Raw genomic sequence first — 26586 nt, forward strand, 5'->3', positions numbered from 1 at the left:
TAACTGAACCGTCTTCATTTTTAACTGCACCAATGGCTGCCTTTACCCAGTAGAACGAACCGTCCTTACAACGGTTCTTTACATCGCCTACAAATACACGACCAGCGTTAACTTCGTCGTATATTTTTTTGTAAAAGGCATCAGAATGGATTCCTGATTTGAGGATGCGGTGATTTTTGCCTTCCAACTCACTAAATTGGTATTGAGATACAGATTCAAACAATTCATTGATGTATGTGATGTTACCTTTAGCATCAGTAGTTGAAACAATACAAATTTTATCCAATACGGTTTTCCATTGAGCGAACGTATCAGCTTCTGTTTCCAGTTTTGCAATTTTTTGTTTCAACGACTTGTTTTCAGCTTGTAGTTGGTTTCTTGATGTCGTTTCAGTTTGTTCTGTTTGACTCATGTTAAAAGAGAATACAGTTTACACTATAACATAGTGTTAGTTTACACTAAACAAACACGCTACATGCGTACCTAGAGTGGTTAATTATATTACCATAATACAATATATAAAATTAGCTACAAACAACTACAAATGAATATTAGAATTTAAGTTCTAAACATCCAATTAGAAACTGAAGTATGGTATGGATGTATTTGCGTACTAGGAGTGGTTTCCCCATATCATCTTCAAATTTTTTAAAAAAATAATTTATCAGATTAAAATTCTCAACAAGTTGGAGACATAACATAAAGTTTCAAATAAATTCAAGTGTATTATTAAACATATAATATGAACCAAAATACAACATACAACATGTCATCAGCAAAACACGAAGATTTGAATCGTGGATTATATGAGGAATTATGCAATATTTTTTCACAATCAGTTGTCGATACATTAAATTCAAAATCAGCAGAGCAGGGAATTGATTTGACAAACATTGCAGATAAACCAAAACTTGCAATGGATGTATTGCATGAGTTGTTAGGAACAGGTGCAGATTTTATAGAGTTACAGATGATAAATAACCTCAGTAGAAAATTTAATATTTCTGGAAAAAGTTTCAAGACAATTGCAGAATTAATTGATTTTATGGAGGAACCATAAATGAAAATTTTGATTGCCGAAGACGAAGAGGACATTTCAAACCAATACAAACTAGTGTTAGAAGGCAAGGGGCACAAAGTTACACTAACTGAAAATGGCAAAGTCTGTGCAGATGAGTTTGCAGCAAATCCTGACTTTGACTGTGTCGTTTTAGATTATAAAATGCCAGTGATGGACGGGTTTGAGGCTGCAAAAAGTATTTTGAATGTAAATCCAAAGCAGAGAATAATTTTTGCCTCAGCGTACGTAGATAAAACACTTGAAGAATCTATTTTAAAATTAAAGAGATTAACTGAGATAATTAGAAAGCCATTTGACTTGGATGTATTATCAGATACAATAGAAGATGTTACGTGTTATGAAGAATTGGAGAAATTGAATTTGAATTCAGAGTACATAAAAAATGGAAACCCAACACATGAGCAATTAATGGATTTAATTGATGGTGTGAAAAAACTATCCAAAGGCAGGATCTAGAAAATAGCAATCATATCACATTTGATGTTGATATTAAATTGACCAAAGTTTGTACCATTTTTGATATTTAGAGAAACCCTCAATCACCTAAATTAGTTAAATCATACCCAGATTTTGTCAACGAATTGGATTTATTATCAATAAGATTCAATTTTGAAAAAAGAGTCAAGAATTCTCACTAACCATTTTTTGTATTATTTGTTGATCATTGTGATGTATAATGATGAATTGCTTGGCCTATATTGTAATAATTTACATCATTTTTGGCAAGGTTTTTGATTTCATTTTAATTGATTTTTGATTCGCAACAAATAGATGATTTTTGAAGGTCCTCAATATATTAGCCATATCCTGCTCTAAATTTTGCAACTATTAATCCCTCTAAAGAGATAGTATTTACAGTAGTTTCTTTGTTGTCAACGAGAATAGATGCAGTCTTGTACATATGACATACCCATAATACACAACTAATAGTAATAAGAAACGTTCAAGTGTAAAATTTCATAGTTTTGGCAGAGATAAAATTTAAGACATGGTAAATTAATTAAGAGATTCATAATTAGGTAATCATAGAAAATGTCTAAAAAAAGTGTGGTAATGTCAGTCAGAGTAGATGACAAGATTAGAGAAAAACTGCAAATGGAGGCAAAATTAAATCAAACAAGCATTAATACGTTAATTTCACAAATATTAGCAAAACATACAGGGTGGGATAAATTTACAAAAGAGATCGGATTCATATTTCTAACAAAACCTTTCGTTAGAGCAATTTTAGAAGAAGTTCCAGAAAGTACAATCAAAACAATAGGCAATACAATTTGCAGAGGAGGAATCAGAGATACAATGATTTTTACAGAAGGTAAAATAAACATCACTTCATTTTTTAATTCATTTGGAATGTGGCTTGCAGCATCAAATATACCATATAGAATCATCCATGAAGAAGAAGATACAATCATTGTAAAGCACGGACTAGGAACAAAATTTTCTGATTATTTAAAAAACTTAGCAGAGGCATTGCTTGAGGAGATTGGTTTTAACATAAAAAACGTAAAGATGGATGATGATAATTTAATGTTTGAAGTAACAAAATCTCAAAAAATATAATACATGATTTATCTAACCACAAGCATCATCATTTCAGATAAAGAACTGTATTGAGAAGAATCTAATCCAAGTTTTCTTGCAATAGAGTACATTATTTGCATCTCTACAAAATCAGCTCCAGTTCCAATTATGTCATGTAAAAAATCACTAATCATTTGTGGTTCAGTAGTAACATTATGAATTTCCAAGCCTTGCCGTTTAGCAGATTTAGTGATATTGTCAACAACAGTTTTTGGGAAAATATTACAAAGTTCATCAATGTATAACGAATCAATATCCAACTTCAAGGCATTACACCAATTTGATTAATTCGTATTGAGGGTAATTATTTTCAACAGACAAAGACATGCCAAAGGTACCTGAAAAAGGACGTAAGGTTTGCAACAAAACAGAACCATGTTTTAATGACAAATTCATATGAACATCACAAATAGACTTGCAAAAACTAGAATCAGTTTGTTGAGTGGTGCTAGTGATCATACACACATCGTTATTTTTTCTAATTTGCCTCATTTGATTCATGAGGAATTGATTTGTTTTTTTCGGATTTGTTGTTCCCTGTATTGTTTTACCATAATCAATTGAGATCACAGTAGGGAATGCATTTTTTTTCAATTGAGCATATTTATTATTAAATATATCATAATTTTTTTGAGGATCCATAGTTAATGGAGAGGAATCAGAATCATAAGATAAAATATGCAAGTTTTTTAATTCAGAGTCAGAACAATAACCATCAACGAATTTAGTAATATTTGTAGATGGTTTATCTGGAGGAGCAACAACAAGTGCAGAACCATTTGAACGTATAGTGTTTGAAATCAAGTTAGAAAGAATAGTAGTAGGAATCACATCAGATAAAGATTGATCAAGTTCCAAAAAAACAACACTTCCAGATTCAAATCCACCATCAAGGATGTCATCTAAAATAGAATTACCTGATGAAATGTATCCAGGTCTTGTAATAATTGGATCAAATAATTTTTTTTCATTCAAATATTTATGCTGAGCAGAATTATTCAAAATATTAAAATGAGAATCATACAGTGTGTAGACCATTTGAGATTTATCAATTTCAGTTGCACGCATTTTATCAATAGACATAGTTCTCATAGTAACTGCATCAGACTTTTTCCTATCAAGCGTAACAACACCATCCACCAAATAATCAACAGTTGATTCAGCAGGTTCCTCACTGATAAAAATTACACATCCATTTTGTGTCTCAGAGATAGTACCAATAGATTTTTCCATTTTTATTCGTTTATTAGAATCAAATTCTTTTGCAAGGGAATCCCACGAATCCAAAATGATAAGAGAATTCTTGTTTGTAGTCAATGCATTAATTACTAAATCTTGTAAACCATCTGCAGTTCCCATTCTAGCATCAATTACAGCAGAACTTCCAGAAGAGTATGAATTTGAATTTAAAAATGACATAATATTTTCAGAATGCATGAATCTTTTTGCCCAAGGGTACTGTAAACAAAGAGAATTAAATGATGTTCTAGTAGATACATAAAATCCCATATTTGTTAACCCATTTTGTTTTAACATGTCAAGTAACTCTAATGCTAAAGTTGTTTTTCCAGTTCCAGGTTGACCTTTAATTAACAATGAATGTGATTTGCCTTCAAAATAAGGAGCAAACACTTTTTCTAACACATGTGTCTTATTTTTTTGTTTTACCAGTTGCATTTTACACACCTAACATAGATACAAATTCTTTTGTATCATCTAGTCCTAACCCTTCAACACGTAATTTAATTGTCTGTACAATTCCAAGAAAAGAATCTCCAAACAAATCTTTTAATGCAGAATTTAGATATTGTGGGTGTTCAAAACACTCAGATATATCAGAATTAAAATTTTTATGAATTCTAGTATTTACTTGTTCTAATAATGCAGGACCAACATCAATAATGGTTTTTGCAACTATTTGAGATACCATATCAGAGGTAGTTTCATCAAAATCACCCTCAAATTTTTCTAATAACATACAAAAAGATAACAAAGTAAGGACATAGAGCTTTGTGTGTTTAAAACAAACAAACTAATTAAAAAAATAAAAAAAAGGAGTGATTATGGCATTGTTTTAGATTTCAGATCTTTAAAGTTAGATGATTCTGATGACATTAGTTTTTCAACATCAATCAAAACCAAAAGATTGTCATCTGTTTTTGCAATCCCCTGTACAAATTGATTAGTATCAATTGTTCCACGTGGTGCAGGTTCGACATTTTCTTTTGGTAATCTCATGACACGATCTACGTCATCGACTAACAATCCAACAAGAGAATCATTGACTTCAGCTACCAAAATTCGTGTTTGATCGGTATTTACTGTTTCATTAGAAAAACCCAACATCATTTTTACATCAACAACTGGGATGATCATTCCTCGTAAGTTGACGATGCCTTTTATGTGGGAGACAGTATTTGGGACACGAGTGATAGCATCAAGTGTTCGAATCTCCTTGATCTGCTCTATTGGAATACCATATTCTTCATTTTTCTTAGTTGTAGCATTTTCTAGTGAAAAGATTACAACTTGTAATGTATCTGAAGTTACTGTTTGTGTACTCAACAATTATTCACTAATGACTAAATCATGAAACAAGTAATATCTACCAGTATGTTTGAAATGAACAAACAATTGACAAACAAGTACCAATATTTGAAAATATCAAGTATTTATTTCAGGAATTAGTTTAGTAATTGTATTAGAAGATAGTTTTAATACCCTGTTATGTAACATGTTGTTTTTTCTTAAATCACGCAACGTGTCTAAAGATTTTGTTGCAAGTTCTACAGCATGTCTTGCAGTGGTTGCATGACCTATTCCGCAATTCAATGTTATTCCCATAGTTCTAGAGATATAATCTAGAAAAAGTTTAATATTGTTTATTGCATCTACTGTAGAAATAACCATATAGTTATCACCACCCATAAAAAATGTAAGAGAGTCATAATCTAGAAAAAATTGTGACATTTTATCATGTAATGATAAAACTATGGAAGATATTTCATAGGGAGATTTTGATTTGGATGCATGTGTTACTCCGTCAATGTCAATATGCATTATAATTACATCAGATGGATCAGTGTACACATTGCCACGTACACTATTAATATTTAGATTATGTTTTTTATGAATTTTCAAATTAGTTGAAAGAGGAGTGTCAGAATAATCAAAAGTAATAGAAAAAGGTAGATTGAATTTGTCATTTAATTGTGTTTTAATGATGATATGATCAAGATCAGACATTCCATTAGTTATTGCAAAAAATTCATCACCACGGTTTTGAAAAACTATTGCATTATGTTTTGAAAACAAGTGATGCAAGTATGAATAGATTTCAGATTGTAATGATTGTAATTTATGTTCTCTATCAAAACCAAGAGTATGAGTCCAGGGACCATAATCATCAATTCTAATTATAGATAATTGAATCATGATAAAAATAAATCCTCAAATTTTAATTCTAAAACAGTTTCATCATTTATGGATTCGACAATAATTTCACAAGATAAGATCATAAAAATCACTAAACAATATTTTCAAGTTCTAGTAATTCTTGCCCGTCAATAAATGGAATTCCATATTTATCAGCATATTTTTGAGCTTTTGAGACAGTCATGGCCAAATAAGTTTCAGGATCCATCATTTCACAAATTGCAGCAACTGGGGGAAGTTTTGCAAGATTCATCAAATATACCGACATTTCAGTGTGACCTTGTCTAGATTTTAAAAGACCGTCAGAGGCAATCAATAAAGGAACATGTCCAGGAATTTTAAATTCTGAAGTGAATCTATGTTTTTTGTTAGAAATATTACTTTCAATTATTTTGGATAAAGAAGATATTGTCATACAACGATCATTGTCAGTAATCCCAGTATAGGTTTGAATATGATTTAGATACAATGAAAAAGTTGGATGATCACCGTAAGGTGCTGTGCCAATGATCATATTTTTTTGTTCTGAATCAAGGTGATCAGAATGATTCAATATTTCATGCATGTATGATAAACCAAACTCAGATGCGACATCGTAACTAATTGTTGCACAAATTAGACCCCCACCAAAACGTCTCATTCTAGAAATATGTTCAGGAGTTAAATGTTTTCCAGAAGTAATCATATCAACTTCATCCTCACGGTTTCCAGAATCATGGACAAGGACAAAATCCCCACATTTCAAAGAGTTAAGAGCTTTATCGATATTCACACATACAAACACCATGTTTTGTATATCAAATGATGGATGATCATTTCAAACAAACGAAAATAAATTTAAAAATAATTATGGACATTAAATCAATTGTATGTATCAACCTTTACACCTAAAATCCATAGAACTACACCACAAGATCTAAGATTCACATTATTTCATTTTGATTGTGACAGATTATGAAAAAATCATTTTAGAAATGAAAACAAGCGACTCCAACTACTCATAAATGATCTAATAAAATCAAATGACGAACTAAAACAAAAATTAGCATATTATGAGAATCCTCACTTTCCACCATCTCAAAATTCATTACAATGGAGAAAACAAAAAGCAGAGAAAATACAAAAAAATAATGGAAAATCAAACCATGGCAGAGTCCCAAGTTACAAGGGTGCAACACAAAAATTTACTCCACAAAGAGTACAACATCACAAATTATCTGCATGTCCCAAATGTTACAGTACTGACATCACTGCAATTAAAACCAAAAAAAGAATCATTATTGTCCCAATTTTTGTCCCAATCATCAAGCAAAGTGTCAAAGGGCATGAAGATAGTTTAGGCAAGCCTAAATAAAGTAAATGATCAAAAAAAAGACAAAAATGAGACAGTAAGGGACAAAAATGAGACAGTAAGGGACAAAAATGAGACAGTAAGGGACAAAAATGAGACAGTAAGGGACAAAATATTACAAAAATAGGATTAGTTTAAGACAGAGAGTAATGGTGTAAGATAAAAACACGAAAATAAAATACAAAATTACAACATGAATTAGTTGGCGGTAATAGGTTTACAATTACCTAAAATTATTACATAATTTAACACTGCATTACCACTTTGATTTAAAACAAGTTTATCATCATTGCCAATACAGGAATTACTGACCAGACAAATCAACCTTACAGATTCATTCCAGTAATAGTATTTTTTGCAATAGGTGTAGGTATGTTACTTTCAAAAATCAAACAGATTTGACAAAGATCCAAATTACTTTAATTGAATCACCAGGCAGTACTCTAAAACCATCATGAGGTAATCTTAGAATTGTAACTTGTTCATTATCAACATCTTGATTCAAACAATCAATTTATTATAATAACAATCATAGAATATGTCAAAAAGATCATAGTTTTTGTAATTAACAAGCAAATGGCAGATCAAGAAAGCAAAAATAACAATAAAAGAGAAAACGCTATTTATAAAAAAAAGAAAAATAATGAATGCAGATTATTTCTGTTCTGCAAACGATTGTTTTGCGACTACTTTTTGTACCATCTCCACCATATCAGTAAGAGACGTTAATGCTTCATCAACTATCTTTTTGCCTTCGGTAACTTCGACGGTTCCCTCCTCAATCTTTTCAGCAGTGTTTTGTGCATCAGATTTGATCTGGTTTACTGTTGCATCAATTTCTCCTGCAGCTTTGGATGAACCCTCAGCTAGACGTCTTACCTCGTCGGCTACCACTGCAAATCCTCGACCTGCATCACCTGCACGTGCAGCTTCAATTGCGGCATTTAGTGCAAGCAAGTTAGTCTGGTCTGCGATTTTGCGGATAACTTCCAAGACTCCAGATATTTTTTGTGTTGTTTCAGCTAGTCCCTTTATTGCATTACCTGATTGTTCAGCTGCAGCTCCAATTTCATCCATTTTAGATGATGCTTTTGCAGCTCTATCCTCGTTGGTAATCTGCTCTTGCATTGAGGCCAGTTCTTCGCCTAATGCTTGCTGATCTTCGAGTTTTTGCTGAATTTCTGAAGTTTGCTCTTCAATCTTTTTCTCCATTTCTGCTCTTTCGGCTTCAAGGCTTTCTTGCAGATCCATCTGCTCAGTTGTATGTGCACGAATTCCGACTAGTTCTCTAACTGAACCGTCTTCATTTTTAACTGCACCAATGGCTGCCTTTACCCAGTAGAACGAACCGTCCTTACAACGGTTCTTTACATCGCCTACAAATACACGACCAGCGTTAACTTCGTCGTAGATTTTTTTGTAAAAGGCATCAGAATGTATTCCTGATTTGAGGATACGATGGTTCTTGCCTTCCAACTCACTAAATGAGTATTGAGATACCTTTTCAAAGAGTTTGTTGATGTATGTGATGTTACCTTTTGGATCTGTGGTAGATACAATACATATCTCACCCAAAATGGTTTGCCACTGTTCAAATGTGTCTGCAATTTTTTTGTACTTTTTGAGTTCAGCCTTTAGTTGACTGACTTCGTTTTGTGTAGTCTTTTGATTTTGTACTTGAGTGGTTTCAGACATGAACAAAATAAATTGGTATAGAATATCAGTAGTTGTTTGATCACAATAAACAAAAATAATTACAGTGTAATTTTTTGATGTAATTATAGTATGATGCATTAAATTGCATGTTTATTTTAATTAATTTTTCATTTAAAGAGAGATAATTTTAAAAAGATACAATACAATGATATTTTGTGAGTTGGTTTGATGAATTATCAGATGAGCGCAAACATATCAACCCCCCCCCCCAGATAACACTTGATGAAAGTAATTTCACAATATCAGTAGATCCTCAAAATTACCAAAAGAAAATATGCGTTAAAAAGGATCTTCACAGTGATTCAGCAAAAGATCTGATTTTTCAGATTTTAAATAATGATACATGTGTGAGAAAAATGCATGGAATTCTAGCAAAACTGCAAGAGGAAAATAAAATAAGAAATGATCATACTAGAAATCAAATAATAAAGGCATTAGAGGGTATAATGAAAAGTCAAATTTCCTTTGATCCAAATTTAATCAAAAAAATGTAAATTCTCATCAACAAATATGATATAGATGTAAATTTACTGTGAATCAGATTAAAGGGTTATATTTTAAAGCGATCTATATTGAGGTAAAATTATCGTAAAGGTATGTATATTTTGAATTAGTGCAATGTTTGTAATTTTCTTCCCACATGATTTACTTTGTAGAATCATTTAATACACAATATTTTTTATATTTCCCCCACCGAGTGTAATTTATGAATTTGTACACATTACCATTTGTAGATATTTCAGGTTTTGATCGACTTTGAAGATACTAATTGCAGAAGACGAGCCAGAAATTTTACAACAGTACAAGTTGGTACTTGAGCATAAAGGTCATACAGTAAAAACAACAGAGGACGGTCAATCATGTATTGATGAATATGACAAAGATTCACAATACGATTGTGTCATACTGGATTTTAAAATGCCTAAAAAAACAGGTATCGAAGTAGCACAACATATTTTTGAAAAGAATACAAATCAGAGAGTAATCATGGCATCAGCATACGTTAACCATTCAATTGAACAACAGTTAAGTGAATTGGGAAAAGTCACTGAAATACTCATAAAACCTTTTAAAATTAATTACATGTTAAAGATGCTTGAAAGTGCAGATCATGTAGAGTTTGCAGCAGAAATTAATTCAAGTAAAGACAATACGAATGAAAAAGTAGCAAAGTATGAATCATTTTTGAATACCCACATGCGGCAATTAGAATAACTCATGTCAATTACAGTATCTAAAAAAATTCTTTTAGCAATAATGATAACTACAATAACAGTTGTAGTTACTGCAAGCATCATAACCTACACCATATATGAAGAAGAAATTCTAAAACATCAGATAGAAAAATTAGAAAATACTGCATTAACACGTGGGAACTCATTGGATATCTTAACTAGTTTTAGAATACAGCAAGGAGAAACGTTATCAAGGATGTCTGAGATACATGAGGTGTTAAAAAGTTATAGTGATGAGAAAGTTTCTAGTTCAGAACAAGCAAGAAATGAATTATTAATTGGAGAATTAAAAGAAAAAATAGTTAACAATAAAATTCTAATCCCTACAAAGATAACAGGGTCTGCACAGTATCATGAATTTGAGATAATTGATAAAAGTGGCGTAATAGTGTATTCAGACAATCCTGATAACTTTGTAAAAACAGTTGATACTACAATATTTGCCAATCCAAGTATGACGTATGGCTACGACTCAGATAAAAACAGGGCAATGATCATATCTCATCCAATACGAGATCATGGCAAACATTCAGAAATTATAGGATATCTCAAGTCTACAATGGGAACAACTACCACTGATTCTATTTTACTAAATAGAGAAAAATTAGGCAAGAGTAGTGAGACATACCTTGTAGATTTTAACAAGAAAATGATATCTGAATCAAGGTTCATCAAAGATGCACCATTTAAAATCACATCAGATACTAAAGCAGTAAACCACTGCATTAACACAGGGCAGTCAATGACAGGTGAATATCTTGATTATAGAGGAATACCAATTTTTGGCTCATCGTACTGTGCAAATGAATATGGTTGGGTATTACTAGTCGAGATTGATTCATCAGAACTAAGAAAGCCATTAGAAGATATACAAAAACAAATGGCAATAATTGCCATAGTTACAACAATTATCGCAATTATAATAGGTGTCACAGTATCACGTTCAATTACAAAACCAATCAACTCCCTTCGAGACAAAGTCATTAGATTTGGTGCATCATCATCATCATCATCATCATCATCATCATCATATACTGGACAAAGCGAGATTGAAATTTTAGACAAAGAGTTTGAAAACATGAAACAGTCAGTAGTCGAATCAACTGAAGACATGAAGACATTTAAGCAAATTTTAGACAAAGCTGCCCTCGTATCTCAAACCGACCTAAAGGGCAACATTACGTACGCCAATGAAGAGTTTTGCAAGATATCAGGGTATAGTAAAGAAGAGTTAATTGGGAAAAATCATAGAATATTAAAGTCAGGCAAGCATGATGAAATATTTTACCGCACCATTTGGGAGACTATTACTAAAGGAAAAGTCTGGGAGGGCAACATTTGCAACAAATCCAAAGACGGTTCACTTTACTGGGTTCACAGTATCATCTCACCTAACAAAGCAGCAAACAATGACGGATACACCAGTATTAGAATAAACATTACAAAACAAGTTGAATTTGAGCAAAATCAAGCAGACTTTATCCACATGGCAAGTCACGAGTTACGAACACCGATTCAGCCGTTGTTAAATCTGGCAGATATGCACGAAATAGGAATTATAGATTCAAAAGAGATGAGTGAAAAGATTCGCATCAATGCAGAACGCTTGCAAGAAATCACTGAAGACATGCTTGAAATTAGTAGAATAGAGGCAGGTGCTGCCAAATACACATGGGGGGAGATGGATGTGAAAAAATCAATAAATAACATTGTTGCAAAGTATTCCTCTAAATTATCAGAGGATACAAAAATTATTACAAACATTGATGAGATAACAATTACGGCAGATCGTCTCAAAGTGGAGCAGATAATTGAGAATGTTTTAGGTAATGCCGTAAAATTTACTGCTCAAGGTCAGATTGAGATTACCGCAAAAAAAGATGATGGTGAATGCACCATTACAATATCAGACTCTGGAACTGGAATTGACAAGGAGATATTATCAAAGTTATTTACAAAATTTGCAACAAAGGCTGCACCAAATTCAGAACAAAAGGGAACAGGACTTGGACTGTACTTGTCTCGAGAATATGCAAGAGGACACGGAGGAGACATTGTAGGGAAAAATAATGCAAATGGTGCAGGCGCTACATTTACAATCACATTATTAATTTCACCCCCCCCCCCAGATAATTCAAAAGAGTACAGCTCAAAACTTTGATGTTAAAAGATAGTGTAACACTTTTGAAAATAACATACAATTATTTTTGTAGATTGTGTGATTTTTATTTTTGAGTGTGTTTTATTTAGTGGAAAAGAAAAGTTTAAGGATTTGCAAGTTTTGATTTTGTTTCTTTTTCATAGTTTTCTCAATGAGCTTATTTTTGGCAAATCAACAACTTGTTAATTTCCAAAGATAAACTTGCCAAAAAATTAGGAAAAATCACTCAAATCATCGACAACTGAAAATGACAAAAATCTTGTCGATTTAGACACAAAAACTGGAACAAAATAGTCAAGGGGTAAAACAAGTAACGTAAATTAATTAAACTAACCAGTGATTTTAAGAGATTTTGATTTAATAACTAGTTAATTCAACTTTAAAAAATGCCTCAAACCGAAGCAAGAAAAACCCTAAAAGATGCACCCATAATGTGGAGACGTATTAACTCCATAGGCATAATTTTAGACTGTAATTCAACATATGCAGCAAATTTAGGATATGCAAAATCAGAGATCATAGGTAAACCAATTTTTGAGCATGTTCCAAAGGAATCATGGGAATCAATGAACGATTCATTGAAAAATTGGTTTGAGACAGGCAAAGTCACAAATAGAAAAATTACATTTATCAGACAAGATAAAAGTACGTTTTCAGGTTCATTACAAGCAACAAGTCTTTATGATGAAAATAAGAATTTGATTGGAAGTAATACGGTGATTTTTGATTTAACAAAAATGACCAAAGAAAATATTGAAAAATACAATAAATTTTTTGAAGAATCAGAACAAAAATTAAAACAAATTAAAGAAAACGAATACGAACAATTTGACAAAGAATCAAAATCAGAATATGAAGGGTTAAAACAAATGTTTGAAATGTTATTAAAAATTAACTTAAATGAATTAAAATAATTTTTAAGATTTTTGTTCAACTATTTTTTCAATTTCAACAACAGCAGAAATATCATCTAATGTACTGGTATCACCAATAGTTTCACCACTTCCAATAGATTTTAGTAATCTTCTCATAATTTTGCCACTGCGAGTTTTTGGAAGTTTTGGAACAAAATAGATTTGTTTGGGAGTGGCAATTGCACCAATATCATTTCTAATTTTTTCATAAAGAATTTTTTCTAAAATTGACTCATCAATTGTAGCATCTTCTTTTAAAACAACAAATGCAATAATCACATCTCCTTTAATTTCATCAGGAATACCACATACGGCAGATTCTGCAACATTTTCATCAGACACAATACAACTTTCTAATTCAGCAGTTCCAATTCTATGACCTGCAATTTTTAAAACATCATCAGCACGTCCTAAAATCCAAAAATACCCATCTTCATCTTTTAATGCATAATCACCTGCATAGTAAGAATTTGGATATTTAGACCAGTAAACAGTCTTGTATTTTTCATCATCACCCCACAAAGTCTGAAGCATGCCTGGCCAAGGATTGCGTATTATCAGGTATCCTTTGGTATTTGGAGAAACTTCATCGCCAAATTCATCAACAACAGAAATATCAATTCCAGGGATAGGCAATGTTCCTGAACCAGGTTTCAAAGGAATTGTTTCTAACCCAGGTAAGGAAGAGATCATCATACCGCCAGTTTCAGTTTGCCACCAGGTATCAATAATAGGGCATTTTTCTTTTCCAATTACATTGTAATACCATTTCCAGACCTCAGGATTGATTGGTTCACCAACGGTTCCAAGTAAACGCAATGAAGACAAATCAAAGGAATTAGGAATCGCGTCTCCAAATTTCATAAACATTCGAAGTGCAGTTGGAGTAGTATAGAAAATAGAAACTTTGTATTTTTGTAAAATTTCCCACATTCTGGAGATGTTAGGAAAATCAGGTGCACCTTCATACATCACTTGTGTTGCGCCATGAAGTAATGGAGCATAAACTACATAGCTATGACCAGTTACCCATCCAATATCAGCAGTACAAAAAAACACATCAGAATCTTTGATGTCAAACGCCCACTGAAATGTAGAATGCAAGTGGGTAAGATATCCGCCAGTTTCATGTAAAACTCCTTTTGGTTTTCCAGTAGTACCTGATGTGTATAAAATGTAAAGAGGATGTTCACTGCCTAATTTTTCAGCATCACATGAATCAGAAGCTGTTTGCATCAAATCGTTCCAAAGATGATCTCTAGAGGAGATAGTAATTTCATTTTTTGTTCTTTCTAACACAATGACATTTTTTACAAATTCAAAATCTTTTATTGCATCATCAATTACTTCTTTTAATTTAACAATTTTTCCTCGTCTAAAACCACCATCAGCAGTAATTACTATTTTAGATTTAGAATCATCAATTCTATCTTTAATTGATGCGGCACTGAATCCAGAAAAAATTACAGTATGTATGGCACCAATTCGGGCACATGCAAGCATTGCAATAGGCAATTCAGGAACCATTGGAAGATAAATTGTAACACGATCCCCTTTTTCAACTCCAAGTGATTTTAACACATTTGCAAATTTTTGAACTTCTTTGAATAAATCCTCATAAGTGTATGTTTTAGAATCTCCGTTTTCACCTTCCCATAAAATGGCAGGTTTTTTTGATTTAGTTGCCTGATGAACATCAAGGGCATTGTATGAAGCATTAATTTTACCTCCTACAAACCACTTTGCAAACGGAGAATTCCAATCAAGAGTACGCTCCCAAGGACTAAACCAAGTCAGATTATGAGCCTGGTTATCCCAAAAATCAACATAGTTAGAATTAGCTTTTTTTCGTAATTCTACATCATGGTTTCCCAATCCAATTTCATATTTTTCAGCCAACAAAAAGTGTATGAATATAGATTTTTTTAAATGTTAAATCATTATCAGATAATTTTACCAAATATTTTTTCTTAATACTAGATATTTTCAGAATTATTTGGATTTTCTTCAATAATTATTTCAAAAAGATTAATAGATTTTTGAAACTTATTTTATTAAATTCCGAATTGTTTGTTTTAATAATGAATCAAGAATCATGCAACTGCTATTTTTGTTAATGCATTTGTTGGAATAATGTGTATTTCTTCTTTGTTCTCAACATAACTAAAAAAAATCTAGAAAATTTTTCAAAATAATAAGTTTCAAGATGTTCGTGATTTTTAAATAGAAACACTTCAGCTTCGGGTTTTATTACAAGCCAAGCAACATTATTGTTAATCATACCTAGACTTTTCTAGTCATCAAATTTTGGGACATATGTTGTCAATTACACTCTAATGCTATTTGCAAATTATCAACATTTTGTCTCATTTTTTCAAAGTATGTGACATTTGGATCATCATTTTCAGAAATGGATTCTAATGTAGAAAATAACAAAATATTCCCACCTAATTCAGTAGCAAGTCTCTCAGATAATTTTGGATTTCTGTTTTCTTCAGTAAAGAAATACTTTATGTCTTCATCTTCAGCAAAGTGAATTAGTTCTTCAATATCTTTGGCAGTGACCGGAGATTCAGGGCTAAACTCCTGTATTACTGCCAAGGTTTTCAAGTCATATCTTTCTGCAAAATATGAAAATGCATTGTGGAATGGTACAAACGTGTCTTTTGTGCAAGAAGATATTTCACTTTGGATTTCTTGATCCAATTGGTCTAATTGATTGGTATATGAAATAGCATTATCATGGTAGATTTCTGCATGTTCAGGGTCGGATTCTTTCAAGTGATCTGCAATAGTCATTACCTGAGATTTTGCCAAAATAGGATCAAGCCAAATGTGTGGATCATAAGTATGGTCTATCTTACCATCTTCTTCATGTTCATCATGTTTATCTTCATCATGACCTCCATCTCCATGATGATCATGTGCTTCTCCTTCCATAAGTTCAATTCCTTCAGAGGTATCAACAAATACAACATGATCAAAATCAGGGGAAGACATGATTTCATCAATGTATGGTTCAAAGTCTATACCATTGTAAATCAGCACATCAGCTTTAGTTAGTTCAACAATAGTTTTTGGCCCTAACTCAAATGCATGAGGATCACCATTAGTTGGCATTAAAATTCGTACATCAGCTGCATCTCCTGCAACACTTTGTGTGAATTGGTATAATGGATAAAATGTAGTATAAACTAATAATTTGTCTTCAGGTTGAGTCATAGTTTCATTTTGAGAGTCAGTTCCAAATGGCAAAGGTGATGTTGCAGCATCCTGAGACATACCAGTTTGAGATACAAGAAATACTGCAATAATTACAGCAGCTGCAATTCCTCCTCCAATAATTCCAATTTGAGAACCTTTCATGCCTAATTTCTTTAGTAGTTATTAATAAAGGTGTAAAAAGTTAATAATAATTTATATGCAAAATGGGTAAAATTATTAAAAAATATTAATCATTTAAAAATAAAATATTTCAGAGTATTAATTATTGCAAATACATCACATATGAAAAAATGTCCTATGATTGTTATATTGTTGTAGATGAAAAAGGGAAAAAAGAACTCTGCAGCAAGATGGAGTCAAAGTAATCAAACAAAAAATATTGTAAAAATTTGTCAAGGTAAAAGCATCAATAAAGATAAAAATTAAAAAAATAAATTAAAAAAATTATTGTGCTTCCATTCTAGCAAGCCAATCATTATCGTTGTTGTCATGTGATGTTTCTGATGTCACCTGTTGTGGTGGTTCTGGAATTGCAAATGTCACTTCAGATTCAGTTGGTGGCTCTGGCATAGGGGGTACTTGAGCTTCAATAGGTTCTGAAGGTGTTACGATTGGTTCTGTTGGTGCTTCTGGAAGCATTGTTTGAACTACTTGTTGTGGTTCAGGGGTCTCCAGATATGAAACGGCAGATTCTTGGATATTTTTTTCTGCAGGTACAGTTATCTCTTGCACTTCCAATTCAAGATCAGCAATTCTACTCTTTACATTTGAAATTTCAGATTGTTCATGTGTAACATGCTCAATTACCTCAGTTGTGCATGATTTCACAGTTTCAAATGTTGCCTCAGAGATTTCATTGCTTTTGAATTGTACTTTGGCATCAAACGATAACATTTTTGCAGATTTCATTTGTGTATCCAACTCAATCAATCTAGCCTCAAGTTTAGATTTGATTTCAGCCTCCATTTCATCTAATGAAGCAAGTTTGAATTTGTATTTTTCATGAATGATTTCTGCATCTGCTTTCATGTCATCATTTTCTGAAACAATATCCATCAATGCTTTTAGACGACGTAGAGTAAGTTGTTTTTCACGAATGAGTCTTTGGGAATCTAATCTCCATTTTGGAATAAAGATAACATTTTCACCTTGAACTACTAGTTGCTCAAATTGGATTTGCTGTAATCCTTGAGAACCGCAGTCAATACCAACGGATTGAATACTTCCGTCAATTTCAGTGATTGTTCCTACGACTTTACCCATGAATGTTCCGTACATGTCTTTGACGTTTTTACCGATTATTTCGATATCGTCGTTTGTCATGGTAATGACTATTGAGATTGGTATAACCAACAAAGTGTAAGAAATCTTTTTAGTTTTAGTAAGAATTAATTCACAAAGTTCAGATCATGGGTTCAAGAGTAATTTTAAAATTTAGAGTTTTTTGATCAAATTCATGATACAAAGAGAAGAACTTAATCAGATTCTAAGCTTTGTTGCAAGTAGATGGGATGCAGCAGTTAAAGAACCAGATAATAAAGCAATGGAAGGATTACCAAATGATTTTTGGATGAATTCAATTGGAGGTAAAACTGCAAAAGGCGGTTTTTGGGTCACCACAATAATGTATACAGAAAATGAAGCAGATGCATCAGCATTCAAAGAAGTGTTGTTAAGATGGCAAAGTAAAGGAAATGACAAAAATAAAGATAAGACTCCCGATCTAATTCAAATTGGAAAAAAGAAATAGAGTATTATAATTGTGAAATAATTTATTCGTGTTGTCAGAATTTTCAAGTGCTGAAAAAAAAACTCTATCAGATCACTTTTCAAATACTGAAGACAATGTGTTTGCAATAATCACACCACGACAAGTCGATCGTGGAGCACTGATGTCAAGGTATAGTAGAACAGACAAAAGTATGAGAAGAATTTTTCTTGATGAATTTTTAAAAAATAAAAACAGAGGAGAGGAATTTTACGACAGAGTTCTTTTAGAATATGGAGATGACTCTGTTGCAGAATTAGGCGAAGCACAAATTGCAATTGAAGGGTTATCAAACATTGCAGTAAAAAAAATTGAAGACAGAAGAATAGGATTATCATATTTAGAAAAATCTTCCAGATATGTTACATGGAATAAAAAAGAAAATGGCAAATACAGATTTTACAGGGATGAAAAAATTATGAATTCAAAATTTGCAAATGAGTATGAAGATAGTTGTAATTTTTCTTTTGAAACATATTCAAAAAATATTGAACCAATGATAGAATACATTAGAGAAAAATATCCAATTGAAAAATATAGTTTTAAAGATTCAACAGATAAAAAAGAAAAACTATTTTCTAAATTGAAAAATGAGGCAGACATTAAATCTGCAAATATGATTTACAAAGGTTCAACAAAAGCAAAAGCATTAGACATTTTACGAGGTTTGCTTCCCTCAGCAACATTAACCAACGTAGGAATTACAGGCAACGGAAGAGCGTTTGAATATTTACTTACAGTATTAGGCTCATCGGAACTAGATGAAGAGCAAAAATTAGCCTCAAAAATCAAAAAAGAGTTAGATACAACAATCAAATCTTTTGTAAGACGAGCAGATGATAAATACGGCAAGGCATTTCAAAAATATCTCAAAGATGTAAAGAAAAAATCAAAATCAATTACATTAAAAGAAATAAAATCAAATCCAAAAATAGGAACAATTACAAAAATTGTAGATTATGAAACAGAAAAACAAGCACTAGATAAAATTATCACTTCAATAATGTACGAACAATCACCAAGTACATCATATCAAAATATTATGCAACAAGTTAAAAAAATGACAAAGTCTAAAAAAATTGAAATTGTTAATGAATTTGCAAAAATAAGAACTAATAGAAGACACAGACCATCACGTGCATTTGAGAATACATACTACACATTTGATTTATGTAACAATTTTGGAATGTTCAGAGATTTTCACAGACATAGAGCACTAACATTGGAAAGGCAATTACTCACAACAGACCACGGGTATGTTTTACCAAATGAAATCAAAATACTTGGGTTAGAAAAAGATTTCAAAGAATGTATGAACAGTACTAAAAATACTTTTGAAAAGATTAGAAAAAAGTTTCCAGAACAAAGTCAATATGTTGTTAATTTTGCATACAACTATCCTTATTTTATGAAATTAAATCTAAGGGAAGCATGTCATTTAATTGAATTAAGAACAATTCCTCAAGGACATATTGATTATAGAAGAGTTGCACAAGACATGTACAATCAAATCAACAAAGTACATCCAAACCTAAGTAAAATTATGAAATTTGTAGATTTGAAAGAATATGATCTGGAAAGATTTGAATCTGAGAAAAGAACCGAAGAAAAAAGAAAAAAAATCAGAAAATAAAATAATATTATAATAGCATCAGAACCACACACTAATCATGACAGAAAGAATTGTCAAAGATCCAGAAGAATGGAAAAAAGAATTAACTCCAGAAGAATATGAAATTTGCATAAATCATGGAACTGAACCACCATTTTCAGGAAAATATAACGATTCAAAATTAGAAGGGTTTTTCAAATGTGTTTGTTGTGGGGAGAAACTTTTTTCATCAGATGCAAAATTTGATTCAGGTTCAGGATGGCCTAGTTTTTGGCAACCAGTGTCTGAAGACAACATAGAATATCTTTCAGATACAGATTATGGAATGGTAAGAACAGAAGTAAACTGTAGAAAATGTGGTTCACATTTAGGACATGTGTTTGACGATGGTCCAAAGCCTACAAATCAGAGATATTGTATTAATTCAGTTTCATTAAAGCATGAAAAAGATGAATAGTATAGAACCCAATTATTTTTCAACAACACAGTATTCAAAAATTATTAATAAAACACAATTAAGGTTAAGGAATCAAAGGGAAATAATATGAATCATAATAACAGGTACTATTTGGGGGGACAAGTATGAGAATCATACTATGTGGTTTTGGAGTTGTTGCTCAAAGTCTAATAAAATTATTTGAGTCAAGAGAAGAAGAACTATATTCAAAATATGGATTAAAACCAAGAGTTTTAGCAGTATTTGACAGTAAAGGAAGTGCCATAGATCAATCAGGATTAAAATTGGATAAACTAATTCAAGTAAAAGAAAAATTTGGAACAGTAAAAAATTATTCAGAAAAAAATAATTCCATGAAAGGCAATGAGATTTTGAAAAATGTTGAAGCAGATGTGTTAATTGAAACAACAGCCAGTAATTACAAGGATGCAGAACCTGGTATGACGCACATTACAACAGCAATGAAAAAAGGAATGCATGTTATTTCAGTAAATAAAGGCCCTTTAGCATTAGCATTCCCATCACTCATGGAATTGGCAACATACAATCAAGTAATGTTCAAATTTAGCGGAACAGTAGGTGGAGGCACCCCAATTTTGGATTATGCTAAAAATAGTTTAAGAGGAGAAAAAATCACATCATTTGCAGGAATTCTTAACGGTACAACAAATTATATTTTATCAAATATGGCTACAGGGCTATCATTTGATGAAGCATTAAAGGATGCAAAAGATAAGGGATATGTTGAAGCAGATGAATCATTAGACCTAGACGGATTAGATGCTGCAGCAAAACTAGTCATTTTAGCAAACTGGATAATGGGAATGAAAGTAACTATGCCAGATATCAAATGTATCGGCATTAGAAAAGTTACAATTGAAGATATTAAAAAAGCAGAAAAAAATAATTCAGTATTGAAATTAATTGCTTCTTGCGATAAAGAATTAATGGTTAGTCCAAAAGAAATACCAAAAGAAGATCCTTTAGGAGTTAATGGCACCCTTAATGCAATTGCATTTACATCAGAACATTCTGGAACTCAAACAATCATAGGAAAAGGAGCAGGAGGAACTGAAACTGCTAGTTCCATCTTAAGAGATCTTCTAGACATTAGACAAGAGATTGCAAAAAATTGAAATCAAATTTAATTTCTAAAAGTGAAACATCGGCATTACTTAAAAAAATATCACAAGAATGGAACATGGAATTTCCCAAGATGAAAAATGTGAGAGTTCATCACATTTTGAGTGATGCCCAAATAATTACAGGTGACAAATTAAAAATTTTAAAAATAGGAGAAGAGCACCTGCCATTTTTATCTGAAACAGAAATTTTAGAAAAATTTCCCAATGTTGAAGTGGATATGGGCGCAGTCAAATTCATGTGTAAAGGAGCAAATCTAATGAGACCAGGAATTAAAAAATTTACAGAATTTGAAAAAGGCAAACTAGTATGTATTGTAGAAGAAACACATCACAAATTTCTAGCAATTGGTAAATCGGTTGTATCAAGTTCAGAGTTAGAGAATATGGAAAAAGGAGAAGTAATACAAAATCTGCACTATATTTCAGATAAATTTTGGGAAACAGGTAAAACGATTTACGATTAATTTAGAATTACTTAATACTTTCAGTAAATTCTTCAGTACCATCTTTAGTAATAATTAGAACATCTAATCCATCACCACTTGCAGAATCTCTTAAAGATGCTGCACGAACTGCATGTTTTGCCAGAGTTACTGCTTCATCTTTTGTCATGTTTTCTTTGAATTGAGGATCTAAAACTCCTAATGCCATTTCAGCACCAGTGCCTACTGCAGCATAATCATCAGGCAATACAGAACCTAAAGGATCAAGAGTATACATTATTGGCTTATCAACTACACCACCAACAATCACTTGAGTCAACAATGGAAAGTATCTTCTCTCATACATCATATTAGACATCATTTTAGCAACGGTATTTGGAGGAATATCTCTTTTGATATCCATTTTTCTAATTTTTGCTAAAGCGGAAATTTGTAAAGTTAAGATTTGCATATCTGCTACAAGACCAGCACATGTTGCACCTACTTTATCAGTAATAGAGAAAGTTTTCTTGGTTGTTTTACTTACAAGAAAATTACCAAATGCGATCCTTTTCTCACTAGCAAAAACTACACCACCATCAAAAGTAACTCCAACAGCAGTTGCTCCCGGCATATACATTGACATATTTAAAATAATTTTGTCACATAATAAAGGGCTTTCTACAATGCAGATCAAATTTGTGGCTAAAATTTAAAAATTATAGTTCACATGTACAATAAATTAACCTAACACATAGTACATCATTAGAATGAACCATACCTTTTTTATCAAAATAAAAAAAATAGATTTTGGAAATGACAACTGCTGAAATCAATAGTAAGATCTTGAATGATGTAGTATTTTTTGGGTTAAGATTAGCAATGGGAGTCATTTTCATCATACACGGTTACAGTAAATTCGGTAATGACGGATTTGTTTCATGGATCTCATCAATGGGGATTCCAGGCGAACTAGCAATGATCATTGCATTAGCAGAAGTAATTCCAGGAATTTTATTGATCATCGGAGTTTTGAATAGAATTTCAGCATCAATTATTTCAATAATTATGGTAGGTGCAATATTTCACGTGAAAGGAGCTCAGAGCATTACAGGGGACAAAGGAATTGAATTGGATTTGATCTTACTTGCAGTTGCATTAGTAATCATTGTTGCAGGACCAGGAAGAATATCACTATCACAAATAATCAAAAAAATTCCTCGATGTCTTCATTAATTTTTTCCAAAATTTTCCATTATCAAACAAATACACTTGGTAGTTTTCTTTAACAAATCAATACGTGCAAATTCATTTGGAGAATGAATTCTAGAAAACATGTACGTACTACCAATCGAAATACAAGGAGATTTCAAAATATCAACAAAAGGATACATTGGACCAGTACCAGCATTTGAAACATTCAAGATAGATTTACCAAATGCCTTATCAGCTGCAATTTTTACTTGAGATACAAAAGGATGAGAAGAATCAGTTCTTGCAGCAGCTTCACCATGAAAAATTTTGATTTTCACATCAGAGAATCCATGAGATTTTAGATGTTTTTTTAATCGACTTACTTGTTTTTTTGGATCCATTTTAGGAATTAATCTAAAATCAATTTTTACTAAAGCACTACCAGGAAGAACAGTTTTTGCACCATCACCAGTATAACCTGAAACAAATCCTGCAATGTTACAAGTAGCATCTCCAACTAAAGCCTTTTTTGCATCAAGATTTTTTTTATTCCCTACAAAAGAATCAATTCCAAATTCTTTTTTGAAAACACCATCATCAAATGGTTCTTTCTTTATTAATTCCAAATCTTTTTTTGAAAATGAAGTTACTTCCTTATACCAATCTTTAATCAAAATGTTCCCATCAGAATTCCTTAATGTTTTTACAGCTTCAATTAATCGCCATGCAGGATTTTTGATCAATACAGCTAAACTTGAATGGGCATCACGAATAGATTCTTGAACAGATAATTCAACAAACAATAATCCTTTCATTCCCAATCCAATGATAGGTCTATTTTTTGCATCAACATAACCAAATTCCCAAATTACACCATCATTAGCAAATTTTTTTTTATATTTTTTCAAGTATTCTTCGATATGAGCACTCCCAGTTTCCTCTTCACCCTCAATAACAAATTTTATGTTACATGGGACGTCACCAGTTGATTTCAAACAGGCTTTAACTGCTTTAATTCTAGTAATCAATTCTCCTTTATCATCAGTAGAACCACGTCCAAAAATTTTGTTTCCTTTTCTTATTCCACTAAATGGAGGATCATCCCACAAATCATAGGGTTCAGCAGGTTGAACGTCATAGTGATTGTAAAACATCAAAGTTTTTCCAGGATTAGATTTTGATTTAATTTCACCATACACTATTGGAGCAACACCTTTTTTCAATCGTAAAATTTCAGATTTAAGACCAGTTGATTTCAATAATTTTTGAACTAATTTTGCACATTCTTCAATTCCTTCATTTTTTGCAGACACACTAGGTTGTTGTATTAATTTCTGAAGATCAGAAATTAACTCATCCATATTATTATCCACATATTTTAAAACAGTCATACTGATCAAATTATTTTATCAAAAGGTTTCATTACAAAAGGAATAGAATCAATCAAATCCATAGAAGTCATATGAAGTCCTAATTTTTCTTGAACATCTTTTCCAGCAAGACTACAAATGAAACTTGCAGACGCTGCAGATTCTAAACAATTCCTATTAGTAGATAACAATCCAGCAACTAATCCAGACAACACATCACCAGTCCCTCCAACAGTCATGGCAGGAGTATTTTTTTTACAAAGATAAGTCACATTGCCATCAGAAATTATATCAGTAGGACCTTTTAGTAAAATGGTTATTCCATGTTTCAAAGCAGTTTGTTCAACCAATTCAATTCTTTCAAGATTTGAATCAGGAGGAATATTGCCAAATAGTCTTTTAAATTCTCCAGCATGAGGAGTCACTACAACATTTTTGTTAGCCAAAATTGGCAGTACTTCTGGGATTAATGCACTTGCATCCAAAGACAGTCTAACGTCCCTATCTAACAGTGATTTTACAAGATACAATAAAGAATTTTTATCTTGAATTGCAAGACCCATTCCAATTGTTGCAGAATGTAAATTACGGGGCAAAGCACCAATAAGCTTCTTTACAGCACCTAGAGTTAATTTTTGATCAACTAAAGGAATTACAATTAGATTAGGAGAAACGGAACGTGTTGATGTTACATTGATTTTTGGAACACATGTATAAACTAAATCAGTTCCAGATCTTAATGCAGCAAGTGAAGATAAGATAGGAGCACCATGATAGATATAGCTGCCACCCACAACTAGAACAATACCATTTTCACCTTTTCTTGAAGTTGATTTTCTAGGTGCAATAAAATTTTCAACTGTGGAAGAAGATAAAACTGAAGGTTCCAACATACATTAGTCTAATAATTAGATGAATAAATATTGTTTTGAATAAATTCGTGGGCAGTGTAGTTTTTTATTTTTTCAGGTTGTTTTTGCTTTAGTTGTTTTTGCTTTAGTTGTTTTTGCTTTAGTTGTTTTTGCTTTAGTTGTTTTTGCTTTAGTAGTTGTTTTTGCTTTAGTAGTTGTTTTTGCTTTAGTAGTTGTTTTTGCTTTAGTTGTTTTTGCTTTAGTTTTTCCAAAGAAGGCTTTTCTTGCAAAACATAAGTAAGTAGTATGTCCAATACCTTGAAACGAATGTCTAGTTTTTCCTTCTCTAGCCTCTATGTTTCTGATTATATGTTCAGTTGATTCAATATCAGTAAATTCATTTTCAACTAATGCCATGGTTAATTTTTCTAACTGATTCATTGTTGGACAAATTGCAAATATAGCACCACTACCCTTCAGCATTTTTCTTACTTTAGGGATTACAATCCAAGGATCACCCAAATCAATTAGTGCAACATCCATCTCAGTAACAGGAATTTCTTTAGATGTCTTTAAATCCAAATTATGCTGAGTGACATATTTTGAAAGACCGCTTCTACGGATATTTTTTTCTGCAATTTTCATGAACTTGTCATCAACATCAAAAGTGTAAACATGGCCTCGAGGTTTCACTATACTAGCAACAAAAGAAGTCAAAGAACCACTGCCAGTTCCAATTTCTAATATTTTTTGTCCATCTTTAATTCCTGCACGTGCAGCAATATATCCAAGATCTTTAGGATAAACAATTTGAGTACCGTGTTGAATTTTCATAATGTAATCATACATGGTCGGCTCTAACAAGTAGACGTACTTGTCTTTGTTAGTCATTAATCTAGAACCATATTCTTTTCCAATTGCATCAGAATGTTTGATTACACCAATGTGGGTATGAAATGATTCTTTTTTTGAGATATTCATTAACCATTTTTTTGAATTATTGTAAAAGAATAGTACAGGAGAATTTTGTTTAATTTTTGTCATATTAATTTCCTAAAAATTTAA

General features: G+C 31.8%; 28 protein-coding genes. 13 read left to right on the plus strand and 15 right to left on the minus strand.

What is annotated here, in order from left to right:
• The coding region (locus AW732_RS02945; RefSeq protein ID WP_156416056.1) for a PAS domain-containing protein at positions 1 to 412 on the minus strand (412 nt) is incomplete at its 3' end.
• Positions 413 to 766: 354 nt separating this feature from the next.
• Here AW732_RS02945 and AW732_RS02950 point away from each other — a divergent pair.
• The 3 genes from AW732_RS02950 to AW732_RS02960 all read left to right on the plus strand — a co-directional run bounded on the left by AW732_RS02950 (position 767) and on the right by AW732_RS02960 (position 2644).
• Positions 767 to 1060, plus strand: coding sequence for a hypothetical protein (locus tag AW732_RS02950; protein WP_067958289.1), 294 nt, complete (start codon positions 767 to 769; stop codon positions 1058 to 1060).
• Positions 1061 to 1537: a response regulator gene (locus AW732_RS02955; protein ID WP_067958292.1), complete on the plus strand. Its 477-nt coding sequence runs from the start codon at positions 1061 to 1063 to the stop codon at positions 1535 to 1537. It abuts the gene before it with no gap.
• A gap of 576 nt (positions 1538 to 2113) precedes the next feature.
• Positions 2114 to 2644, plus strand: coding sequence for a hypothetical protein (locus tag AW732_RS02960; RefSeq protein ID WP_067958296.1), 531 nt, complete (start codon positions 2114 to 2116; stop codon positions 2642 to 2644).
• Between the two features lie 8 nt (positions 2645 to 2652).
• Here AW732_RS02960 and AW732_RS02965 read toward each other — a convergent pair whose 3' ends face one another.
• From AW732_RS02965 to AW732_RS09040, 7 genes are all read right to left on the minus strand, one after another.
• Positions 2653 to 2931: a hypothetical protein gene (locus tag AW732_RS02965; RefSeq protein WP_156416057.1), complete on the minus strand. Its 279-nt coding sequence runs from the start codon at positions 2929 to 2931 to the stop codon at positions 2653 to 2655.
• Between the two features lie 4 nt (positions 2932 to 2935).
• Positions 2936 to 4342 carry an ATPase domain-containing protein gene (locus AW732_RS02970; protein ID WP_067958303.1) on the minus strand — a complete coding sequence of 469 codons (1407 nt, stop codon included), beginning with the start codon at positions 4340 to 4342 and terminating at the stop codon, positions 2936 to 2938.
• A 1-nt stretch (position 4343) separates the two neighbouring features.
• On the minus strand, positions 4344 to 4643 hold the full coding sequence (locus AW732_RS02975) for a hypothetical protein (protein ID WP_067958305.1): 300 nt from the start codon (positions 4641 to 4643) through the stop codon (positions 4344 to 4346).
• 83 nt (positions 4644 to 4726) lie between these two features.
• Positions 4727 to 5230: a chemotaxis protein CheW gene (locus tag AW732_RS02980; protein WP_067958308.1), complete on the minus strand. Its 504-nt coding sequence runs from the start codon at positions 5228 to 5230 to the stop codon at positions 4727 to 4729.
• Between the two features lie 99 nt (positions 5231 to 5329).
• Positions 5330 to 6100 carry a GTP cyclohydrolase IIa gene (locus AW732_RS02985; RefSeq protein ID WP_067958310.1) on the minus strand — a complete coding sequence of 257 codons (771 nt, stop codon included), beginning with the start codon at positions 6098 to 6100 and terminating at the stop codon, positions 5330 to 5332.
• A 91-nt stretch (positions 6101 to 6191) separates the two neighbouring features.
• The gene (gene ribB, locus AW732_RS02990) at positions 6192 to 6872 is read right to left on the minus strand and encodes a 3,4-dihydroxy-2-butanone-4-phosphate synthase (protein ID WP_067958313.1); all 681 of its coding nucleotides are present in this window, start codon (positions 6870 to 6872) and stop codon (positions 6192 to 6194) included.
• Between the two features lie 1233 nt (positions 6873 to 8105).
• On the minus strand, positions 8106 to 9146 hold the full coding sequence (locus AW732_RS09040; RefSeq protein WP_172790383.1) for a methyl-accepting chemotaxis protein: 1041 nt from the start codon (positions 9144 to 9146) through the stop codon (positions 8106 to 8108).
• A 176-nt stretch (positions 9147 to 9322) separates the two neighbouring features.
• Here AW732_RS09040 and AW732_RS03005 point away from each other — a divergent pair, with 176 nt between their 5' ends.
• The 4 genes from AW732_RS03005 to AW732_RS03020 all read left to right on the plus strand — a co-directional run bounded on the left by AW732_RS03005 (position 9323) and on the right by AW732_RS03020 (position 13477).
• Complete coding sequence (locus AW732_RS03005; RefSeq protein ID WP_067958322.1) at positions 9323 to 9661, plus strand: hypothetical protein; 339 nt, start codon at positions 9323 to 9325, stop codon at positions 9659 to 9661.
• 262 nt (positions 9662 to 9923) lie between these two features.
• Positions 9924 to 10382, plus strand: coding sequence for a response regulator (locus tag AW732_RS03010; RefSeq protein WP_067958325.1), 459 nt, complete (start codon positions 9924 to 9926; stop codon positions 10380 to 10382).
• Between the two features lie 3 nt (positions 10383 to 10385).
• Positions 10386 to 12563, plus strand: coding sequence for an ATP-binding protein (locus AW732_RS03015; RefSeq protein ID WP_067958328.1), 2178 nt, complete (start codon positions 10386 to 10388; stop codon positions 12561 to 12563).
• 386 nt (positions 12564 to 12949) lie between these two features.
• Complete coding sequence (locus AW732_RS03020; RefSeq protein ID WP_067958332.1) at positions 12950 to 13477, plus strand: PAS domain-containing protein; 528 nt, start codon at positions 12950 to 12952, stop codon at positions 13475 to 13477.
• A gap of 3 nt (positions 13478 to 13480) precedes the next feature.
• Here the strand turns inward: AW732_RS03020 and acs are convergent, their stop codons facing one another.
• From acs to AW732_RS03035, 3 genes are all read right to left on the minus strand, one after another.
• On the minus strand, positions 13481 to 15376 hold the full coding sequence (acs, locus tag AW732_RS03025) for an acetate--CoA ligase (RefSeq protein ID WP_067958334.1): 1896 nt from the start codon (positions 15374 to 15376) through the stop codon (positions 13481 to 13483).
• 423 nt (positions 15377 to 15799) lie between these two features.
• Positions 15800 to 16843: a zinc ABC transporter substrate-binding protein gene (locus tag AW732_RS03030; RefSeq protein WP_067958337.1), complete on the minus strand. Its 1044-nt coding sequence runs from the start codon at positions 16841 to 16843 to the stop codon at positions 15800 to 15802.
• A gap of 303 nt (positions 16844 to 17146) precedes the next feature.
• Positions 17147 to 18025 (minus strand): CdvA-like protein, encoded by an 879-nt coding sequence (locus tag AW732_RS03035; RefSeq protein WP_067958340.1) that lies wholly within the window; start codon positions 18023 to 18025, stop codon positions 17147 to 17149.
• A 133-nt stretch (positions 18026 to 18158) separates the two neighbouring features.
• Between AW732_RS03035 and AW732_RS03040 the strand changes: the two genes are divergently transcribed.
• From AW732_RS03040 to AW732_RS03060, 5 genes are all read left to right on the plus strand, one after another.
• The gene (locus tag AW732_RS03040) at positions 18159 to 18452 is read left to right on the plus strand and encodes a hypothetical protein (protein WP_067958342.1); all 294 of its coding nucleotides are present in this window, start codon (positions 18159 to 18161) and stop codon (positions 18450 to 18452) included.
• 31 nt (positions 18453 to 18483) lie between these two features.
• Positions 18484 to 20103 carry an FAD-dependent thymidylate synthase gene (locus AW732_RS03045; RefSeq protein ID WP_067958399.1) on the plus strand — a complete coding sequence of 540 codons (1620 nt, stop codon included), beginning with the start codon at positions 18484 to 18486 and terminating at the stop codon, positions 20101 to 20103.
• A 37-nt stretch (positions 20104 to 20140) separates the two neighbouring features.
• The gene (gene msrB, locus AW732_RS03050) at positions 20141 to 20539 is read left to right on the plus strand and encodes a peptide-methionine (R)-S-oxide reductase MsrB (protein ID WP_067958345.1); all 399 of its coding nucleotides are present in this window, start codon (positions 20141 to 20143) and stop codon (positions 20537 to 20539) included.
• Positions 20540 to 20664: 125 nt separating this feature from the next.
• Positions 20665 to 21675: a homoserine dehydrogenase gene (locus AW732_RS03055; RefSeq protein ID WP_067958349.1), complete on the plus strand. Its 1011-nt coding sequence runs from the start codon at positions 20665 to 20667 to the stop codon at positions 21673 to 21675.
• Positions 21672 to 22148, plus strand: coding sequence for a PUA domain-containing protein (locus tag AW732_RS03060; protein ID WP_067958351.1), 477 nt, complete (start codon positions 21672 to 21674; stop codon positions 22146 to 22148). Before AW732_RS03055 ends, AW732_RS03060 begins: the two co-directional genes overlap by 4 nt.
• A 7-nt stretch (positions 22149 to 22155) precedes the next feature.
• Here AW732_RS03060 and AW732_RS03065 read toward each other — a convergent pair whose 3' ends face one another.
• Complete coding sequence (locus AW732_RS03065; RefSeq protein ID WP_253805546.1) at positions 22156 to 22752, minus strand: proteasome subunit beta; 597 nt, start codon at positions 22750 to 22752, stop codon at positions 22156 to 22158.
• Between the two features lie 170 nt (positions 22753 to 22922).
• On the opposite strand from AW732_RS03065, the gene AW732_RS03070 reads away from it, so the two are divergent.
• Complete coding sequence (locus tag AW732_RS03070; protein WP_067958405.1) at positions 22923 to 23342, plus strand: DoxX family protein; 420 nt, start codon at positions 22923 to 22925, stop codon at positions 23340 to 23342.
• On the opposite strand, the gene AW732_RS03075 is transcribed toward AW732_RS03070, so the two are convergent.
• The 3 genes from AW732_RS03075 to AW732_RS03085 all read right to left on the minus strand — a co-directional run bounded on the left by AW732_RS03075 (position 23339) and on the right by AW732_RS03085 (position 26565).
• Positions 23339 to 24691, minus strand: coding sequence for a M20/M25/M40 family metallo-hydrolase (locus AW732_RS03075; protein WP_067958354.1), 1353 nt, complete (start codon positions 24689 to 24691; stop codon positions 23339 to 23341). The genes AW732_RS03070 and AW732_RS03075 overlap by 4 nt on opposite strands.
• Before the next feature lie 5 nt (positions 24692 to 24696).
• Positions 24697 to 25563 (minus strand): NAD(P)H-hydrate dehydratase, encoded by an 867-nt coding sequence (locus tag AW732_RS03080; protein ID WP_067958357.1) that lies wholly within the window; start codon positions 25561 to 25563, stop codon positions 24697 to 24699.
• A 72-nt stretch (positions 25564 to 25635) separates the two neighbouring features.
• Positions 25636 to 26565: a tRNA (adenine-N1)-methyltransferase gene (locus tag AW732_RS03085; RefSeq protein WP_067958360.1), complete on the minus strand. Its 930-nt coding sequence runs from the start codon at positions 26563 to 26565 to the stop codon at positions 25636 to 25638.
• Between the last annotated feature and the right edge of the window lie 21 nt (positions 26566 to 26586).

Origin of the sequence: Nitrosopumilus sp. Nsub, from assembly GCF_001541925.1 — an archaeon.
GTDB lineage: Archaea > Thermoproteota > Nitrososphaeria > Nitrososphaerales > Nitrosopumilaceae > Nitrosopumilus.

Bases quoted from the DNA above. Each gene is read 5' to 3' on its own strand.
- AW732_RS02970 (WP_067958303.1), bottom strand. From the start codon at position 4,342: ATGCAACTGGTAAAACAAAAAAATAAGACACATGTGTTAGAAAAAGTG.
- AW732_RS02955 (WP_067958292.1), top strand. From the start codon at position 1,061: ATGAAAATTTTGATTGCCGAAGACGAAGAGGACATTTCAAACCAATAC.
- AW732_RS02985 (WP_067958310.1), bottom strand. From the start codon at position 6,100: ATGATTCAATTATCTATAATTAGAATTGATGATTATGGTCCCTGGACT.
- AW732_RS09040 (WP_172790383.1), bottom strand. From the start codon at position 9,146: ATGTCTGAAACCACTCAAGTACAAAATCAAAAGACTACACAAAACGAA.
- AW732_RS03055 (WP_067958349.1), top strand. From the start codon at position 20,665: ATGAGAATCATACTATGTGGTTTTGGAGTTGTTGCTCAAAGTCTAATA.
- AW732_RS03030 (WP_067958337.1), bottom strand. From the start codon at position 16,843: ATGAAAGGTTCTCAAATTGGAATTATTGGAGGAGGAATTGCAGCTGCT.
- AW732_RS03085 (WP_067958360.1), bottom strand. From the start codon at position 26,565: ATGACAAAAATTAAACAAAATTCTCCTGTACTATTCTTTTACAATAAT.
- AW732_RS03020 (WP_067958332.1), top strand. From the start codon at position 12,950: ATGCCTCAAACCGAAGCAAGAAAAACCCTAAAAGATGCACCCATAATG.
- AW732_RS03040 (WP_067958342.1), top strand. From the start codon at position 18,159: ATGATACAAAGAGAAGAACTTAATCAGATTCTAAGCTTTGTTGCAAGT.
- msrB (WP_067958345.1), top strand. From the start codon at position 20,141: ATGACAGAAAGAATTGTCAAAGATCCAGAAGAATGGAAAAAAGAATTA.
- AW732_RS02950 (WP_067958289.1), top strand. From the start codon at position 767: ATGTCATCAGCAAAACACGAAGATTTGAATCGTGGATTATATGAGGAA.
- AW732_RS03070 (WP_067958405.1), top strand. From the start codon at position 22,923: ATGACAACTGCTGAAATCAATAGTAAGATCTTGAATGATGTAGTATTT.
- AW732_RS03075 (WP_067958354.1), bottom strand. From the start codon at position 24,691: ATGACTGTTTTAAAATATGTGGATAATAATATGGATGAGTTAATTTCT.
- AW732_RS02960 (WP_067958296.1), top strand. From the start codon at position 2,114: ATGTCTAAAAAAAGTGTGGTAATGTCAGTCAGAGTAGATGACAAGATT.
- AW732_RS03015 (WP_067958328.1), top strand. From the start codon at position 10,386: ATGTCAATTACAGTATCTAAAAAAATTCTTTTAGCAATAATGATAACT.
- AW732_RS03065 (WP_253805546.1), bottom strand. From the start codon at position 22,752: ATGTCAATGTATATGCCGGGAGCAACTGCTGTTGGAGTTACTTTTGAT.
- AW732_RS02975 (WP_067958305.1), bottom strand. From the start codon at position 4,643: ATGTTATTAGAAAAATTTGAGGGTGATTTTGATGAAACTACCTCTGAT.
- AW732_RS03035 (WP_067958340.1), bottom strand. From the start codon at position 18,025: ATGACAAACGACGATATCGAAATAATCGGTAAAAACGTCAAAGACATG.
- AW732_RS03080 (WP_067958357.1), bottom strand. From the start codon at position 25,563: ATGTTGGAACCTTCAGTTTTATCTTCTTCCACAGTTGAAAATTTTATT.